Genomic DNA, 16,105 nt, shown 5'->3' with positions numbered 1-16,105 from the left:
GCGCTCCTCACGGCAGCCGGGGCACGGTCAGCACCCGGCCCGGCCGCAGGTCCCGTGGATCGGTGATGCCGTTGGCGCGCGCCAGCTCGCGCCAGGCGTCGGGCCGCCGGTACAGCGCGTTCGAGATGGAGCTGAGCGTGTCGCCGCGGCGCACCACGTAGCTCTTCTCCACCGTGGGTGAGGAGCGCGGCCTGCCTGCGACCTGCACGGCGGCCGGGCGGAACTCCTTGAGCGTGAGGTCCAGCACGGCCCGCAGCGGTACGCCGTCGGGCCGGAACAACTGGTAGTTGACGTCCAGCTTCTCCACGACGCCGGTGAAGACCTCTTCGTCCCACACGAACCGCACGACCGGCGGCGCGTGTTCGCGGCTGTCGGGCCGCAACAGGTCGCGCAGGGCGTCGACGTAGGCGCTCCGTACGTTCTCCAGGGTGTCGGAGGTGTCGACGAGCGCCTGGACGGTGAGGGTCTCCGTGCCGCCGCGCACGTACTGCAGGGGCGGGGTCTCCAGGCCCGGGATGGTGATCTCGGCGAAGGTGTTGCTCTTGCTCAGCTTGTAGTCGGTCGGGTTGAACCGCAGCGGGATCCGTCGCCGCCGCTCGTCGGCGATCACCGGCCGGACGATCTCCAGGCGGGCCTGGGCCGCGCCCTGGCGGGCGAAGGACACGGGCGTCACGCTCACGGCCGGTCCTCCCCGTCGCCGAAGGAGCGTTCGGCCTCGGTCCGCCTGGCGCGGGCGCACGCGTCCTCGTACAGCTTCGACCACGCCTGGATGTGCCGGTTGAACAGGCGGGTGAACACGGCACCGTCGTCGCCGTCCACCTGGAACCGCACTTCGAGATGGTGAATGGTCACCTTCGGCACGTCGGTCACCTCCCTCGGTTCGGTCGCGGCGACAGGCCCGCCGCGGTGTCCTGGAGGACCTTGGTCAGTCCCTCGTGGGCGATCTCCAGCGACTCGATGGCGATCGCGTTCTGCTCGGCGTGCAGGTCCGGTCCGGTCCACTTGGCGGCCAGCCCGCCGTGGAACGCCCAGGCCGCGCCGGGCACCCCGTCCGGGCCGAGCACGATCACCGCTCCGTCGCGACGGGCGCCCAGCGAGTCGGCGAGCCCCGCCTGGTACCAGGCCCACAGGCCCGGGTCGCGCGCCACGCCGCGCTTGAGGGTGATCCGGTTCCACGAGTGGCGCAGCGGCAGTTGGTGCACCGAGTCGTTGCGGCCGCCCTCCGGATAGCTCGTCACCTCCAACTGCGCGCCGAGGCCGGCGACTTCCTGGAACGCGCCGGACGCGACCAGCGGCAGCAGCAGCGCCTGCGCGGGCGGCAGGTAGGCGTCGCCGGGGTCGAGGGTGACCAGGAAGCGGTACTTCGGCAGCGGGTCCTGGTTCATGCCTCGATCACCTCCAGGCCCCGGTCCTGGCCGAGGACGAGGCGCATCCGGATGAACTCCATGGGGGCGGCCGGGGCGACCTCGACCTCGCAGACGAGTTGCCCCGGGTCCTGCTCGGGCGGGTTGTTGGTGTCGTCGCACACCACCCGGAACGCCTGCTCGGGCCGCGCGCCGGCGAGCGCTCCGGCCCGGAAGGCGGAGAGCAGCACCGAGGTGATCGCCCTCACCAGCGCCAGCCGCAGCTCGGGCGAGTTGACGTCGAACACCAGCGGGCCGGCCACCCTGCGCAGGGCGCGCACCAGGAGGTGCACCAGGCGGCGGTGCGCGACGTGGCGGGTGCGGGGGTCCGCGGAGAGGGTGCGCCCGCCCCACACCACCAGCCCCCGCCCGCGGGTGCACCGCACCAGGTCGACGCCCGCGTCGAACAGCCGCACCTGCTGTGGCTCGGGGAACTCGGTCGCCAGGTCGACCGCCTCCAGTACGACGGCGTTGGCGGGCGTGTGGTGCGCTCCGCGCTCGGCGTCGAGGCGGGCGATGACGCCCAGGACGTGCCCGGAGGCGGGGACGGTGCGCAGCCCGTGCCCGTCGGGGGTGCGCAGCGCCGGGTGGTAGACGGCCGCGCAGCCGAGGAGCCGGCTGTCGCCCGTCGCCGTGAGCGACCGCACCCAGTCGACCGTCTCGTCCACGGAGGACAGCCGGGGCGGTACGTCGAGGACGGCCAGCCGGTCGTGCAGCGGGGCGATGCTCCGCAGGAGGGCGAGCACCACGTCCGTGTGCGCGCCCCCGGCCAGGTCCGTGCCGAGGTCCGGCAGCGCCACCAGCGCCGGTTCCGGCAGTTCGGCCTGGACGGCCACGGCCTCCTCGTACGCGCCGCGGGTGGGCGCGGAGTCGGTGCCGCCCGCGAGCGTCAGGTCCCAGGACATCGAGATCGGTCCGGGCCGCCCGGGCGGCGGCGGGGGTCCGTCCGGGACGAGCCGGACGAGGCGGGACGCGGTCAGCCGGTGCGCCGCTTCGGAGGGCGGCAGGCCGGGGAAGGACTCGGGCGGCTCACCGGGCACGTCGATCCGGATGCTCACCCTCGGCGGTCCGGCGACCGTGCTGGCCCGGTAGCGGACGGCGATCCGCCCGCCGTTGGCCCAGGTTCCCGGGCTGGTGGCGACCAGCTGGTAGCGCGTGGCGGGGAACCCGCTCAGCGGGCCGACCGTCCACCGGGTCCGGGCGGTGGCGGCCGGGCCCGACACGCGCACCACCCAGGCCGTGCGGCCGCCGTTCTCGAAGAAGCCGCGCAGGGCGTACGGGGTGGCGAAGGCGCCGTCCCGGGGGTTCCTCCCGCCCGGTGGGCCGGGGGGAGGCCCGAAGGCGTCCACGACGTCGTTCCAGCTCTCCACCCGCACCGGGGCGCCGACCGGGCCCCGGCGGAGCCGACCGAGGAAGGCCGCCACGTCCGTGCGCAGCGGTTGCTCCTCGAAGCCGCGCGGCGCGGACGTCAGGGACACGCCGGGAAGCGCTTCACTGGTCATGTCAGACGTCGATCTCCAGCTTCTCGACCGCGAGGACGAGCGTCTCCATGGCGATCTCGTTCTTGGTGGCGCTCAGGGTCGGGCCGGTGTACTTGGTCGGCCAGCCGCGGTCGAAGTTCCAGCGCATGGCCTCCTGGCGGTTCTCGTCGAGGAGCACGATCGAGCCGGAGGTGCGCCGCACCTTGCCGTTGAGCGCCTCGACCACCCAGTTCCAGAAGCCGACGTGACCGGTGATGCCGCGCTTGAAGGTGAGGTTGGTGTACTTCTTGAGCCCGGGGATCTTGCGGACGGTGATGTCCTCGCTCCCGTTGCGGTACTCGATCGGCGGGATCTCCAGTTCGAGGCCGCTGGCCTCGGTGAAGGAGCCGCTCACCGCGACGCCGTCGTCGCTGACGTTGGTCACGATGATCTGGAAGTTGTAGGACGCGTACGGGTCGTCCCTGGTCACGGGCGGCATGGCGGCCCCTCCTCGTTCCTCGGTCGGGTGCTCAGGCGAGCTGGGTCTCGCGGGTCTTCTGCTGGATCCGGAAGATCACGAACTCGGCGGGGAAGACCGGCGCGACGCCGACGACGCAGATGAGACGGCCGTTGGCCAGGTCGTCCTCGGTCATCGTGGTGCGGTCGCAGGCGACGAAGAACGCCTCGTCGGCGGTGGTACCGGCGAGTGCGCCGCTGCGCCAGACCGTGGTGAGGAAGTTGGTGACCGTCTGGCGGACCAGGGCCCACAGCGACTCGTCGTTGGGTTCGAAGACCACCCACTGGGTGCCTTCGTCGATCGACTCCTCCAGGAAGAGGAAGAGCCGCCGGACGTTGACGTACTTCCACGAGCTGTCCGAGGAGAGCGTCCGCGCGCCCCACACCCGGTGGCCGAGGCCGGGGAAGTACCGCAGCGCGTTGACGCCCCTCGGGTTCAGCAGGTCCTGGTGGCGCCTGGTGATGTCCTGGGCGAACCCGTCGGTCTGCCGGACGCCCCGGACGACCACGTTGGCGGGTGCCTTGTGCACGCCCCTCTCCACGTCCACCCGGGCGTAGATCCCGGCCATGTGGCCCGACGGCGGCACCTCGACGTCGCGGTTGGTCGACGGGTCGCGGGCGACCAGCCACGGGTAGTAGAGCGCGGCGTACTTGGTGTCGAAGGGCTCGCGGAACGCCTGGATCCCCTCGATGTCGAGACCGTCACGGGGGTCGAGGATCGCGAACCGGTCCTTGAGCAGTTCGCAGTGGGCGACCAGGCTCGACTCGACCGTGCCGGACCACACGCCGGGCACCGCGCAGACGGCGATCTCGTCGATGTCCTCCAGCGCGACGATTCCGGTGCGCCGCCCGCTGCCGCCGTCGGTGCCGACGAAGTCGGCCACGCTCAGGGACTCGTACGCGTCGTCGCCGTCCGCCAGCGTCAGCCAGGCACCGGTCGCGGGCACGGGGAACCTGGTGGGGTCGGCGGACAGGCCGGGCAGCGCGGTGGCCCGCACCAGCTGGGACCGGCTCTCCAGGACGGCCGTCAGGTTCGCCGGGGTGTCGCCGGAGAACCGCAGGTTGCCGAAGGTCTCGGTGACCGCGGCGCCGCCCGCGTCGGTGAAGCGGGTGCTGACCTCGGCCTCGATCAGGTGGATCCGGTCGGTCTCGAAGAACGTCCCCGGCACGTCGCGGTCGAAGGCGACGACGTCCCCGGTGACCGCCTCGACGGTCGCCGCGGTCAGGGTGGTGCCGTCGTCGAGCTGGACGACCGCGCCCTGGTACAGCCTGCTCGCGCCGCCGATCCGCAGGGTCCGTCCCGCCGCGGTGCTGCCCCGGCGCACCCGGCGCGTCGTCAGACCGGTCTCCCAGGCGGCGTGCGCGGTGCCCGCCGGGAAGGTGAGCGTGACCTTGCCGTCGGCCGGCCGGCCGACCTGGACCTTGAACCGGTCGGGGCCGATCTGCACCCAGACGTCGTCGGGAAGGGCGTCGGGGTCGAGCCCGGTCACCGCGGCCACCTCGACCGTCCCGCTGTCCTCGGGCGCGTCCGCGACCAGGCGGGTGACGAACAGCCCGCCCTCCTGCGGCTCGGGCAGCACCGGCAGCGCGGCGCCGACCATCGGCTGGACCCGGACCTGGACGCCCCCGCCCCACGCGCCGGGGCTCACCGCGGAGAACCGCAGCGTCGGCTCGTCGCCGCGCCGCCCGACCTGGACGTAGTCGCCGCGGGATGTCCTGACCTCGGTGGGCAGCGGTTGGTCGAGGGTGATGCGGCGGGTGGCCATGTCGTAGCCGGAGACGGTCACGGTGTGGATCGCCCGCTGGTCGTCGCCGCGGAAGACCTGGATCTCCTGTCCGGCCCCAGTGAAGCCGATCAGGTGGCCCAGTTGGAGGCGGGTGGCGCCCCGCGCGGCGTCGGCGGTGATCTGGCTGACCAGGCCCTGGCCCAGGGTGCCGGAGGCCGCCTTGGCTCCCCCGCCGACGACCCGCTTGACGTACAGGCGCCGGCCGCCGTTGTCGAAGAACCCCTTGACGGCGAGGGGGAACAGCCACCAGCGGCCGCCTTCGGAGGGGTCGTTCGCCCACGTGTCCCGTACGGACGTCTCGGGCTCGGGCAGGAAACCGCCGAAGGCGTTCTGGAACTCCAGGAAGTTCGTGACCAGTTTGGGCTTGCCGATGTACGGGCCGCGAGCGGTGACTCCGACCATCCCGGCGGTGCTCGTGCTCACTCCCGCGATCGGCCGCGGCCCCGCGTCGATCTCCTCCACGTAGACCCCGGGGCTCAGGTACTCGGCCATGAATGGGCTCCTCACTGCTCACGGATCTCGATGACGTGCCGGTGCTCCGCGTCCCGGGGCAGGCGCACGGTCAGCGACCCGGTCCGGCCCGGCCGCTCGGTGGCCTCCAGGCGGAAGGTCTCCTCGCCCGCCTGCTCGGCGGCCTTCTCCCCCTCCCACCGCAGGGCGAGCCGGAAGGCCCCCCGGGGGTCGGAGAGCGTGCGTTCGTGCCACGGCGCCAGGTCCTGGCTCGTGCGCCCCCTGGCCTCGACGAGCGCGTTCGCGACGGGCGCCCCGGTGGTGGCGTCCCGTACGGCACCGCGGACCGTGCGCGCGCCCGGCGGGTAGGGGAAGGCGGTCCCCGGCAGCAGCCGGACCAGCCGCGGGGACGCTTCGGCGGAGGGCGGGTGCGTGTCGTCGTACGGGTGCACCAGGAACTCCACGCCGGCGAGGTCGGCCGAGAACGGCCGGCCGTCGGCCGGGTACAGCGGCTGGTAGCCGGCGGCCGCGAAACGGACCCGGTGGCGCTCCGGCCCGACCATCCACGGCTCCGCCCGCCTGCCGAGGCCCGGGAAGGCGATGGCCCCGCCGGGGGTGCGCACCGCCCTGTCGTCCAGGGGCAGCCAGCCGCCGCCCGCGTCGTCGAACCGTTCGAGTCGGACCTCCACACCAGCCGTGCGCACCCGCCGCGCGTAGTCGTCGAACGGCACCAGCCACACGGGGCTGTAGAGCGTCGAGCGGGCCAGGGGCAGGAAGGCGCTCACGGCGTCGCCGTCCCCTCGATGGTCCGGCTGCGCACCGGCCGCACCGCCGTCTCCACGGCCGAGTCCAGGTCGACGACGCGGATCTCGTAGTTCAGCGAGAGCCGGTACGGCTTCTGGATCGCGTACCAGACCCAGGACTTCTGGTCGAGGGTCAGCGGCGTCAGGGTGACGTGCAGCGAGTCGGTGCTGGCCGCCAGGCTGCCGGACAGGCGCCCGCCGTCCAGGATCGCGTCGTCGTAGAAGGTCTGGAGGGCGCGCCCGAGCATCCGGTGCTGGGTCGCCTGGTCGCCGCCCCAGGGGGTGATCAGGTACCGCAGCAGCAGGGCCATCGGCGGCTTGCGGATGGTCGGTGGTTCGGGGGGCTGGGAGCGCACCGGGGGCCGGTTGCGCGAGGTGGGGTCCTCCGCGATCTCGTAGAGGAACACCGTGAGTTTGGGCGGCGGTGTCTGGACCGTCTCGGAGAGGTCGTTCAGTTCCGCGATCGGCGGTTCCACCTGGCTCAGCCCGCGCAGGGCCTGCGTCAGCGTGTTCACGACGACCGACGAGACGTCGGCGATCACACCGAAGTCACCCATGCGAAGCCCCCCTCGGTCCGGCGTGTGCCGACCACGTATGCCGAGAGGGTGCAGACTCCCCTGTGATCCGTCCGCGACTCACCCGTCGTACCGGCGTCACCCCCACGTCTTCGCGGCGTGCGACGGCGTCACCGGTCACGGATCGACGACGCCCGGGTGACACCGCCGGAGGAGACTCGGTCTCTCATGGAGACCCCCTCGACGCGTTCCGGCGTCCTCGTGCTCCGGGTGTGGTGGGAAGACGGCAGCCCGGACGGCTTCCGCGCGCGCATCATCCGGATCGTCGACGGGGAGCGGGAACGTCCCACCGCGGCGAGCGAGACCGCCGACGTCCTCTTGGCCGTGCGGGCCTGGCTCGATGAGCTGCTGGAACAGAACGGGTGACGTTTTCGCGACGTTCCGGTGATTCCTTTTTGACGGTCGACCCGCTAATGGTCGATCCCACGGTCGCGTCTTTCCCGTAGCATGGCTTCGAAAAGCCGATGAGCCGAACCGAAGATCACCAAGCCGACATCGGTAATGGGGGGTCGATGAACGGACAATCCCATTTTATTACTTTACGGCTACTCAAGGGCTTCGCTCTCGCGGTTAATCATACAAGCATTCCAGTCTGCTCCAGCATTCAACGACTTCTGGCGTTCCTCGCCCTGCAGGACATGCCGCGCTCCCGCGCCTACGTGGCCGGAACCCTCTGGCCGGACGTCACGACGTCACGCGCCAACGCGAACCTGAGGTCGTCCCTCTGGCGGACGGCGCAGATGGGCCACCCCGTCATCGACGTGTCCGCCCGTGAACTGGCCCTGTCCCCCCACATCACCGTGGACCTGCACGACGCGGTCGCACGCGCGCACCGGCTGCTCGACAACTCGCGCCCCTGCGACGACATCCTCACCATGCAGACGCTGGCGGACCTGTCGGCGGACCTCCTGCCGGAGTGGCCGGAGAACGACTGGATGTTGATAGAACAGGAGCAGTACCACCAGCTCCGGCTTTACGCCCTGGAAGCGATGACCGAGCGATTGACGTCGGCGCAGCGCTACGGCGAAGCCGTCGCCGCCGGACTCGCCGCCGTACGCGCCGAGCCCTTGCAGGAAAGCGCCCACCGCGTACTCGTGAAGGCGCATCTGGCCGCCGGCAACAGAGGAGCGGCGCTGCACCAGTACGAACAGTGCCGCCGCATCCTGCGGGAGGAACTGGGACTGGAGCCCTCCTCCTCGCTGAGGGACCTCGTGCCCCTGCGCGCCGAGCACGGCGGGCGGTCGCGGCTCCATGCCTCCGGCGCCTGACGGCCGCGCGGTGGGGCGTTGCGGCTGCGGCTCCCACGGCGGCGAGGACCACCCGGTGCGCGGTTGCCGTCCCCGCGCGAGAAGCACGGCCGCTCCCGGCCGCGAGGTGCGGCCGGGAGCGGTCGGGTCGGCGATCGGCGTGCGATCGCCGGGTCAGACGCGGTCGTCCGGGATGCCTCCCACCGTGTAGGTGTCGAACACGTCGAGGAGGTCCTCGTCCGGGTCCAGCTCCGCTTCCGGTGGCATGCGGCAGACCAGGGCGGCCAGGCGGACCAGGGCGGTCAGCCCCGGCAGGCGGGCGGTCCGGTCGGCCGGCAGCGGCTCCGCGCCGGGCCACTCGGCGGCGAGTGCCCGCAGGCAGTCCCGACGGGCGAGGCGCTCGTCGGTGACCGGCCGGTCGTCCGAGACGTGCCAGAGACCCGTCGTCGGGACCGGCCGGCACGCGGCGACGAGACGGCGCCGCAGCGCCGGGTCCGCGCCCTGCCACGAGGCGGGGAGGGGCCGGCCGGCCAGTGCCGACGCGGCCTTCTCCTCCGCCTCGGTCAAGCGGTCCGCGGGGACGCCCAGCACGGTCAGGCCGTACGGGGCGTCGGCGTGCCAGTCCAGCAGGCACGCGGTCCGCGGAGGGTGCGTCACAGGCACATCTCGTCCCTGTCGTTGATGTAGTTCTTGTCGTAGTTCACGACGGTCGCGTAGCCCTTGTTCCCGGAACCGTTCGGGCCGGTCGAGATCATGAACTCGCCCACGCCCTTGTAGTAGTAGCACGTGCCCCGCGGTGCCCAGTTGGCCACCTCACGAGCCTTGTACACGTTGTTCCCCGACTTGTAGTTGCTGTCCATCTTCTCCCAGCCGTACCAGCGTGACCGGTACAGCGAGACCTTGATGGAGTAGCTGCCCACCTTCTTCTTGCACTTCTTGATGTCGGCGTGCACGTTGATGCGGCCCTTGGCCGTGTGGGACGGGTGCGGGTTGTCCACCGAGAAGGTGCAGCACAGCTTGCCGGAGCTGCAGTCGCCGCCGAGGTCGGTGCAGTTGTTGCCGTCACCGGAGCAGTACTCGTACGGGTTGGCGTTGCCGCCGTAGACGGGGTCGACGGACAGGAAGCGGCCGGTCGTCGGGTCGTACTGGCGCACGCCCATGAGGATGACGCCGGACGGCGTGTCCGAGGCGCGCATGTGGGCGGCCAGCCAGTTGTAGCGGGCCGAGGCCGTGCCCTCGCGAACGTTGCCGTACTCGTCCGTGTCGGCCACCGCCGGCGGCTGGGCCGGGTCGAGCGGCAGCGCGACACCCGCGTCGCCGTGCAGGTCGGTGAGCTGGAGCACGGTGCCGCCGGAGGTTCCGGTGACGGCGGCCAGCTGGCCCGACAGGCTGGTGACGTTGCGGCTGCGCAGGTTCGCGGCCACGTCCTCCACCGTCCAGGAGGGGGTGTCCGCCCCGCTGCGGTAGTGGTTCACCGAACTCACCGAAGCGGTGACCGCGCCCTGTGCGTCGAGGGTCTCGCTGGTCCACGAGGCCAAACGGCCCTGGGCGTCGAGGTCCCACGTCCGGCGGCTGTCACCGGACGTCTGCTGCCGCACGAGGTCGTTGGCGTAGTAGCCGAAGACGGTGCCCGGCTTGGTCAGCGTGCGGCCGAAGGCGTCGTACGTGAGGCCGGGGCCGATCAGGCGGTCGGCCGCGTCGTAGGTGTGGTCCGTGGTCGTGGACGCGGGCGTGCTGTCCTGGTCGTGGGTGGTGACCAGGCGGGTCCGGTTGGAGTTGGCGTCGAAGCCGTACGTGCGGTGCTGCTGCCCGTACGCGCCGGACTCGTCGACGTCGGTGAGGCGGCCGGTGCGGTCGTAGCGGAAGCTCTGGCCGTTCCCGGTGCCCGCGCTGCGGGTGCCGGAGCTCACCTGGCCGTGGACCGTCGGGACGGCCACGTCGGTGAGCAGCGTCGCGCCGTCCGCGTCACGGGTGTAGACCCGCGAGGTGGTGAACCCGGTCTCGTCCGAGACGGTGCTGAGCGTGTGGCCGCCCGGCAGGGTCTCGCTCGCGACGAGGCCCGACGCGTCGTACGCGGCACCGAAGGTGCCGGCCACGGAGTCCGTCATGGAGGTGGGCAGACCGCGCGGGTCCTCGGCGGTGTCGTAGGCGTACGTGACCGTCGAGGGGGCGGAGTCGGAGACCTTCACCACGCGGCCGAACCGGTCGTACTCGGTGGTGGTGACGTTGCCGGCGCCGTCGTCGTAGGAGACGGAGCGGCCCAGGGCGTCGTAGCCGTGGACGGCCGTCTTGCCGCCGGAGGCCACACTGGTCAGCCGGCCGCCGACCGGGTCGTACGTGCGGATCGTCTCCGGGACCGCGGTGCCGAGGCCGCCGGTGACCGAGGTGCGGGTGACGCGCCCCGCGCCGTCGCGGACGACCCGGGTGACGCGCGTCGAACCGTCGGCGGTCGCGGTGGTCTTCGCGATCTCGCCGTGCACGTCGTACTCGTGGACGGAGGTGACGCCGGAGGCCGGGTCGGCCGGACCGGTGGAGCAGATCTTGTCCGCCCATTCGGGACGGCCGCCGCAGGTGCCGGTGCCGTCCGCCGTGTAGTAGGAGGTCACGCGCGTGCCGGCGGCTCCGCCCTTGGGCAGCGTCGTGGAGACCACGCGCCCCTGGGCGTCGTAGGCGGTGCTGGTGACGAGGTTCAGGCCCGACGGGTCCTCGGCCGTCGTCAGCGGCAGGCCCTTGGACCAGTCGTACGTGGTGACGGTCGTACGGGTGTCGAGGTCACCGCCCGCACGGCCGGGCACGAACGCACCGGCGGTCACGGTGGTGGGCTGGCCGCTGACCGCGGCGGAGGCGGGCCGGCCCTGGTCGTAGACGGTGGCGGTGTGCAGCCGCGCCGGGACCTCGGTCCCCGCGGGCAGGTCCGCCGCGCCCTGCTGGAGCTCCACCAGGTGCAGCGGTCCGTACGAGTGCAGCAGCCGGAACCCGTCCGCGCCGTACTCCTTGGTTTCGGCGAGCAGCGCGGCGCGCTCGGCGGACCCGGCGTCGTGGATGCCGAGGCGGGTGAGCCGGTCGAGGGCCGGGCCGGAGGTGGCCAGGGCCAGTTCGCGGTTGGCGGCGGACAGGGTGAAGACGACCGCGCCGCCGGCGTTGTAACCGGTGGTGGAGATGCGGCCGCCGGGGACGGCGGTGTTGACCTCGCGCCCGGAGGCGTTGACGTAGGTGATCGCGGCCCGCTCGTACGCGGCGGCCGTCAGGGCCGTTCCGTCGTGCCCGGCGGGGACGGCGTCGGGCGGGAAGACGGCGGTGGCGTCGGTCGGGGCGTCCCTCTGGCCCCAGTCGGCGACGTCGGCGGCGCCCATCGGATAGGGGGCGCCGGCGCCGGTCAGCGGAACGTCGTAGACGACGGAGTTGGTGACGGTACCGCCGTCGGTCTCCGTCTTCGAACCCTGCTTGAGGGACGGGCGGGACGCCTTGAGCAGCATGCCCTCACCGGCGGCGGCCGAGTTGCCGGCCTTGCCGTAGGTGAAGGTCCAGGGCAGTTCGGTGCCCGGCATCATCCAGTAGATGCGGTTGGCCGAGTCGTACGAGTACTGCACCTGGGTGGCCTGCGACAGGCGGGGGTCCCACTGCTGGCGCAGTCGGCCGTCCTTGTCGTAGCGGTACGTGGAGACGGTCTGGGCCGTGGCCGCGGTGGCACCGGGGGCCGTGGACCACAGGCGGATCTCCTTGACCTGGCCGGCGAAGTCGCCGAAGTCGGCCGCGGTGGTGTGCCCGGTGGCCGTGGTGGCCGTCGCGTAGACGAAGTCCAGGCGCTCGCAGCCCGCGGTGGCGGGGGTCGACTCGCAGACGGCGGAGGTGACGGCGGTGCTCGGGGCGATGACGTACTTCGGGCGGGCGAGCACCTTGGTGCCGGCCGGGACCCGTTCCGAGACGATCCGGGTGGTGGTGTTGTCGGTGGGCAGGCGGGTGGACTCCACCTGCCAGGTGTCGGCGGCCGAGTCGACCTTCTTGAAGACCGTGACCGTGCCGTCGTCGTCCGTGAGCGTGAACGCGTCGGTGAGCGCGCCGGTCAGGGTGAGGCCCTCGGCTCCCTCTTCGGGCTTCCAGCCGCCGCCGGTGGTGGCGGTGAAGCCGATCGCGCCGTCCTCCATGAGGACCTCGACCGAGGTGCCGGAGGTCTTGCGCAGGCCAGTGTACGAGGTGTCGGTGATCTCGGCGTAGACGCCGGAGACCCACTCCGGGCCGAAGATCTTGACCTGGCCGTCGTCATCGGGGTGGTCGTCGCGCGAGTAGGCGGTACGGGTCACCGCGGTACCCGCCCCGTTCGCGTCGGTGGCGCGGACGGTGAAGTCGCCGGTCAGGCTGTTGACCTCGCCCGGTCCCACGGGGAGCAGGGGCGCGGCGCCTGCCGCGCGGTCGACGGTGACGGAGACTTCGGGGGACGGTTCCGTGACGGTACCGCTGCTGAAGAGGGCTCGGACGTCGACCGGCCCGTCCTCGGGCAGCGTGGTGGTGATCTCCCAGGTGAGCTGCGCGGGCTTGCCGCCGCTGACGGCGACCGGCCAGGCCGGCAGCACGGCTCCCGAGGAGTCGACCCGCACGTGGGCCGCGGGCACGTCGTGCCAGGGGTCGGTCTCGCCGCGGCGGAACTGGTAGCGCACGCCGGTGTACGACGGGTCGCCCTGGGCCATCAGGCTGGTGCGGCGCGCCGGACGCTCGCCGCCGCCGGGAGCGGTCAGGGCCGCGCCCTTGCCGGCGTTGAACGCGTAGGTGGTGTTGGCGGAGACGTTGCCGGCCGCGTCGCGGGTGTGCGCGGTGACGGTGTGGGCTCCCGCTTTGAAACTGAGGGTCCTGGTCACGGCCGTGCCGGTGGTGGCGGTGGTGGTCCAGGCGCCCGCGTCGAGCTTGTACTGGATGTCCTTCACGTCGCCGGCCGGCGGGGTGAAGGTGAAGCCACCCGTGAAGTCACCGTTCGCGTCCGGCGTGCCGGACCACTGGCCGGCCGGGAAGGCCGTCGAGGAGATCGCGGTGTTGGCGGGCTTGGTCGTGTCGACGGTGAAGGTCTGCCACGCGGACCAGGCGCCGTTCCACGTCGTGCCGTCGTGGACGGACGCGCGCCACTTGTAGCTGCCCGGCGCGAGCGCCGTGGTGGGTGTCCAGGGCGCGTTGACGCCGGAGGCCGTGTACGCGGACTTGCCGGTCTGGAGTGCGGCGGTACCGCTCGCCGTCCAGATCTCGTAGGTCAGCTGAACGGTGTTGCCGTCGGGGTCGGTGGCCTTGCCCGTCAGGGTCGGGGTGGTGTCGTTCGTGGACGAGCCCGACAGCGGGGAGACCTGGGTGGCGGCGCCGGGCTTGGTGTTGTAGGTGACGGTCAGCGAGGGCTCGTAGGCCGCGTTGTGGGAACCGTCGGTCTGGTTGGCCGAGTGGTAGCGACGCCAGGTCAGGGCGTCGGTCTCGTCCACGGCGGCGATCCGCAGGCCGTAGTTGGGCTGGCCGTCGGCCCACGCCTGCACGATGGCGTCGACGTCCCAGGAGACGTGGCCGGCCGGGCAGGTGGAGTTGTAGCCCTTGGCGGCGGTGGAGGTCACCGCGCCGGTGGCGGTGGTGGCCGGCTGGTTCGACCAGGTGATGGCCGAGGGGTCCCAGGCAGCGGTGATCCGGCGCACCTGGTTGCCGGAGTTCGCCGTCGAACAGGTCGACGAGTAGGACGAGTACAGGCGCAGGTCCGTGTCGAGGATCTGCTTGCCCTTGTACTTGTCGACGTTGAACTGCAGGAACGAACGGGCCTTCTCGGCACCGTTGTACGTGCCCGACTTCAGCTCGGTGGAGCCGCGCTGAGAGGTCAGGTAGTCGTCGTACTGGATCCAGGTGTCGGTGACCGGGCCCATGAGGGAGTCCGTGGGGTCGATCGTCACCGGGTAGGTGAGGGCGGGGTCGTCGAGGAACGCCCGGCTCGGCTTGAGGACCAGTACCTGGCCCTTTCCGTCCTTGCCCTCCTCGATGTCGACCTCGACGGGCGCGATGTGCGCGGAATCGCCGGAGGCGCGGTCGTAGGAGGAGTCCCACATGACCGGGGCCGGCGCGGTGGCCCTGGCCCGGTTCTTCGCGTCAGACCAGTGCATCCGCTTGTCGGCGGTCTCCGAGAGCGTGAGGCCGTCGGCCTCGACGGGGATGCGGTACTCGACGGGGCCGTCGGGGCGCTCGTGGAGGACGACCGAGTGGGAGAAACCTTCCTTCAGGGCGGTGACCACGAGGTCGCCCCCTTCGACGGCGTTTTCGTACGTGGCCGTCGAGCCCTTGAGCACGGGCTTGGGGAGGTTGCCGGTCCAGCCGATGCCCAGCGCGTGCGGACCGCGCTCGACCTCCACGAGGGGCTCGCCGGAACCACCGTCGGAGAGGGCGATGTCCGCCGCGGCCTGCTGGGGACGGACGGTGTCACCGGCATCGACCAGGCTCGTGTCGATGGGCCGCCAGTGGCCACCGGCGTCCTTGGCGCGCACGGGGCCGGTGAAGGTCTCCACCGAGGACGTGCCGTTGGGCAGGGCGTACGTGGTCGTGGACGCGGTCCGCTCGCCGGTGATCTCGATCCGGCGGTTCTGGAGACGGGCCATCAGGAAGGCGGACGCCGCGTCGCGGGCCTCGGCAGGGCCGCGCTCCGGCTGGGCGGCGGCCCGCTCGGAAGCGGCAGGTGCGGCGGCTGCGGGAACGACGACGGCCGCGCCCTCCAGCATGGTCACGGTGGTGACGACGGAAACCGCCATCGCGGTCCGGCGTATCCACGCGGGAGAGGACCAGAGTCGTCGACCCGCCAGGGCGGGCGCACGTTCTCTCATCTGGTTCGGGGCTCCTCAGAAGTGCAAGAAATGAACCAGAGGAACGTACTGGCAGGTCACCGCGGCCCTTCGCCATTTTCGCGACAGTTGGACTGTTCGAATCCGATTGTGATGCAACCGTGTTGCCCCCATGGGGGAATCATGCATTCCGCTTCTCGGGAGCCAGCCGTTCCGCGAGCCGGGCGGCTCGACGGGTGACCGGGTCTCCCGTCCCTTCGCACCCCCGGGCCCGGCCAACTGACCCGCACCCGGCCGTCGGCGCCGTCGTCGCGGCCGGCACCGCACCGGCCACCGTGCTGCCCGCCTCGTTCGCCCCGCGCACCCGGCCGGTCGAGCCGGCGGGCACGCGCGAGCAGCCCGCGGCCCCAGCCGGGCCCCTGCCGCGTTCACCCGCTCGGGTCGAGGGACCGTCAGGCCGGCCTGACGGTCCCTCACAGGCCGTACGATGGCCGTGCGGATCCGGCGCCGGACCCGGACGCACCGCGCGCGGAAGGGGCGATGGCCTGTGACACTGCCGCTGGACGCCGAGAAGTGGCCGCCGAGCTACCCGCCGAGGACACCGCCCCCACCCAAGCGCCCCGTGGAGCCGCCCCGCCCGGAACCGCGGGACAGGCAGGTCGCGCTGCGGCCGCGGGTGCGGATGCGGATCGCGAACCGGCGCGCCGGGAACTGGACGTTCGACACGGCGCCGTGGGCGGCGGCCTCGGCGCCGGCGCGCGCGGGGCGCGCCGTCCTGGATCGCCTGCGCTCCTGGGGCCACCCCCTTCCCGAGCAGCACCCCGTCGTCGGCGTGACCGTGCGGCTGGTGCGGGCCGCGGTCGCCGACGGCGGCCGTCGCGCCAGTGTCCACCTCGCCGACCAGGAGCGCGACGGCCAGGTCGTCGTCCTCGTGCTGTCCCACGAGCCGTCCGGCGCCCCGGAGGACGACCGGCTGCTGCAGGAACTCGCGGGCCTGGGCGTCGTGTCGGCCGGCACGGAGAACAGCCGCGACGACGGCGCGCGGCGCCGCTGGGCCGTCGTCGCGGTGTGACCCCGGC

The 16,105-nt window shown here is 72.4% G+C and carries 13 protein-coding genes; 3 read left to right on the top strand and 10 right to left on the bottom strand.

The window, feature by feature from the left end; genetic code table 11:
- Window positions 1-7: 7 nt before the first annotated feature.
- Genes RND61_RS24820 through RND61_RS24785 form a run of 8 tightly spaced genes read right to left on the bottom strand, consistent with a single transcriptional unit; the run spans window position 8 to window position 6,976 of the window.
- A complete protein-coding gene (locus tag RND61_RS24820) occupies window positions 8-679 on the bottom strand; it encodes a CIS tube protein (RefSeq protein ID WP_315880304.1) in 672 nt (223 codons plus the stop codon).
- A complete protein-coding gene (locus RND61_RS24815; RefSeq protein WP_315880303.1) occupies window positions 676-852 on the bottom strand; it encodes a putative phage tail protein in 177 nt (58 codons plus the stop codon). Before RND61_RS24815 ends, RND61_RS24820 begins: the two co-directional genes overlap by 4 nt.
- Before the next feature lie 14 nt (window positions 853-866).
- On the bottom strand, window positions 867-1,385 hold the full coding sequence (locus tag RND61_RS24810) for a phage tail protein (RefSeq protein ID WP_315880302.1): 519 nt from the start codon (window positions 1,383-1,385) through the stop codon (window positions 867-869).
- The gene (locus RND61_RS24805; protein WP_315880301.1) at window positions 1,382-2,905 is read right to left on the bottom strand and encodes a phage tail sheath family protein; all 1,524 of its coding nucleotides are present in this window, start codon (window positions 2,903-2,905) and stop codon (window positions 1,382-1,384) included. Before RND61_RS24805 ends, RND61_RS24810 begins: the two co-directional genes overlap by 4 nt.
- A gap of 1 nt (window position 2,906) precedes the next feature.
- A complete protein-coding gene (locus RND61_RS24800; RefSeq protein ID WP_225830072.1) occupies window positions 2,907-3,362 on the bottom strand; it encodes a phage tail protein in 456 nt (151 codons plus the stop codon).
- 31 nt (window positions 3,363-3,393) lie between these two features.
- On the bottom strand, window positions 3,394-5,658 hold the full coding sequence (locus tag RND61_RS24795) for a phage tail sheath C-terminal domain-containing protein (RefSeq protein WP_315880300.1): 2,265 nt from the start codon (window positions 5,656-5,658) through the stop codon (window positions 3,394-3,396).
- An 11-nt stretch (window positions 5,659-5,669) separates the two neighbouring features.
- Window positions 5,670-6,401, bottom strand: coding sequence for a carboxypeptidase-like regulatory domain-containing protein (locus RND61_RS24790; protein WP_315880299.1), 732 nt, complete (start codon window positions 6,399-6,401; stop codon window positions 5,670-5,672).
- Complete coding sequence (locus RND61_RS24785) at window positions 6,398-6,976, bottom strand: DUF4255 domain-containing protein (RefSeq protein ID WP_315880298.1); 579 nt, start codon at window positions 6,974-6,976, stop codon at window positions 6,398-6,400. Before RND61_RS24785 ends, RND61_RS24790 begins: the two co-directional genes overlap by 4 nt.
- Window positions 6,977-7,162: 186 nt before the next feature.
- On the opposite strand from RND61_RS24785, the gene RND61_RS24780 reads away from it, so the two are divergent.
- Together RND61_RS24780 and RND61_RS24775 are read left to right on the top strand one after the other, a co-directional pair.
- The gene (locus RND61_RS24780) at window positions 7,163-7,360 is read left to right on the top strand and encodes a hypothetical protein (RefSeq protein WP_315880297.1); all 198 of its coding nucleotides are present in this window, start codon (window positions 7,163-7,165) and stop codon (window positions 7,358-7,360) included.
- Between the two features lie 146 nt (window positions 7,361-7,506).
- Complete coding sequence (locus RND61_RS24775; protein WP_315880296.1) at window positions 7,507-8,262, top strand: AfsR/SARP family transcriptional regulator; 756 nt, start codon at window positions 7,507-7,509, stop codon at window positions 8,260-8,262.
- 153 nt (window positions 8,263-8,415) lie between these two features.
- Here the strand turns inward: RND61_RS24775 and RND61_RS24770 are convergent, their stop codons facing one another.
- Both RND61_RS24770 and RND61_RS24765 read right to left on the bottom strand, forming a co-directional pair.
- Complete coding sequence (locus tag RND61_RS24770) at window positions 8,416-8,898, bottom strand: hypothetical protein (RefSeq protein WP_315880295.1); 483 nt, start codon at window positions 8,896-8,898, stop codon at window positions 8,416-8,418.
- Window positions 8,895-14,996 carry a DNRLRE domain-containing protein gene (locus tag RND61_RS24765; RefSeq protein ID WP_315880294.1) on the bottom strand — a complete coding sequence of 2,034 codons (6,102 nt, stop codon included), beginning with the start codon at window positions 14,994-14,996 and terminating at the stop codon, window positions 8,895-8,897. The genes RND61_RS24770 and RND61_RS24765 overlap by 4 nt, the downstream gene beginning before the upstream one ends.
- 577 nt (window positions 14,997-15,573) lie before the next feature.
- Here RND61_RS24765 and RND61_RS24760 point away from each other — a divergent pair.
- The gene (locus tag RND61_RS24760) at window positions 15,574-16,098 is read left to right on the top strand and encodes a hypothetical protein (RefSeq protein ID WP_315880293.1); all 525 of its coding nucleotides are present in this window, start codon (window positions 15,574-15,576) and stop codon (window positions 16,096-16,098) included.
- The last annotated feature ends 7 nt before the right edge of the window (window positions 16,099-16,105 follow it).

It is taken from the genome of Streptomyces tamarix, assembly GCF_032423885.1.
In the GTDB taxonomy this organism is placed as follows: domain Bacteria; phylum Actinomycetota; class Actinomycetes; order Streptomycetales; family Streptomycetaceae; genus Streptomyces; species Streptomyces tamarix.
Note: the sequence above shows the minus strand (reverse complement) of the source record. Positions and strands in the feature narration are given on the sequence as shown.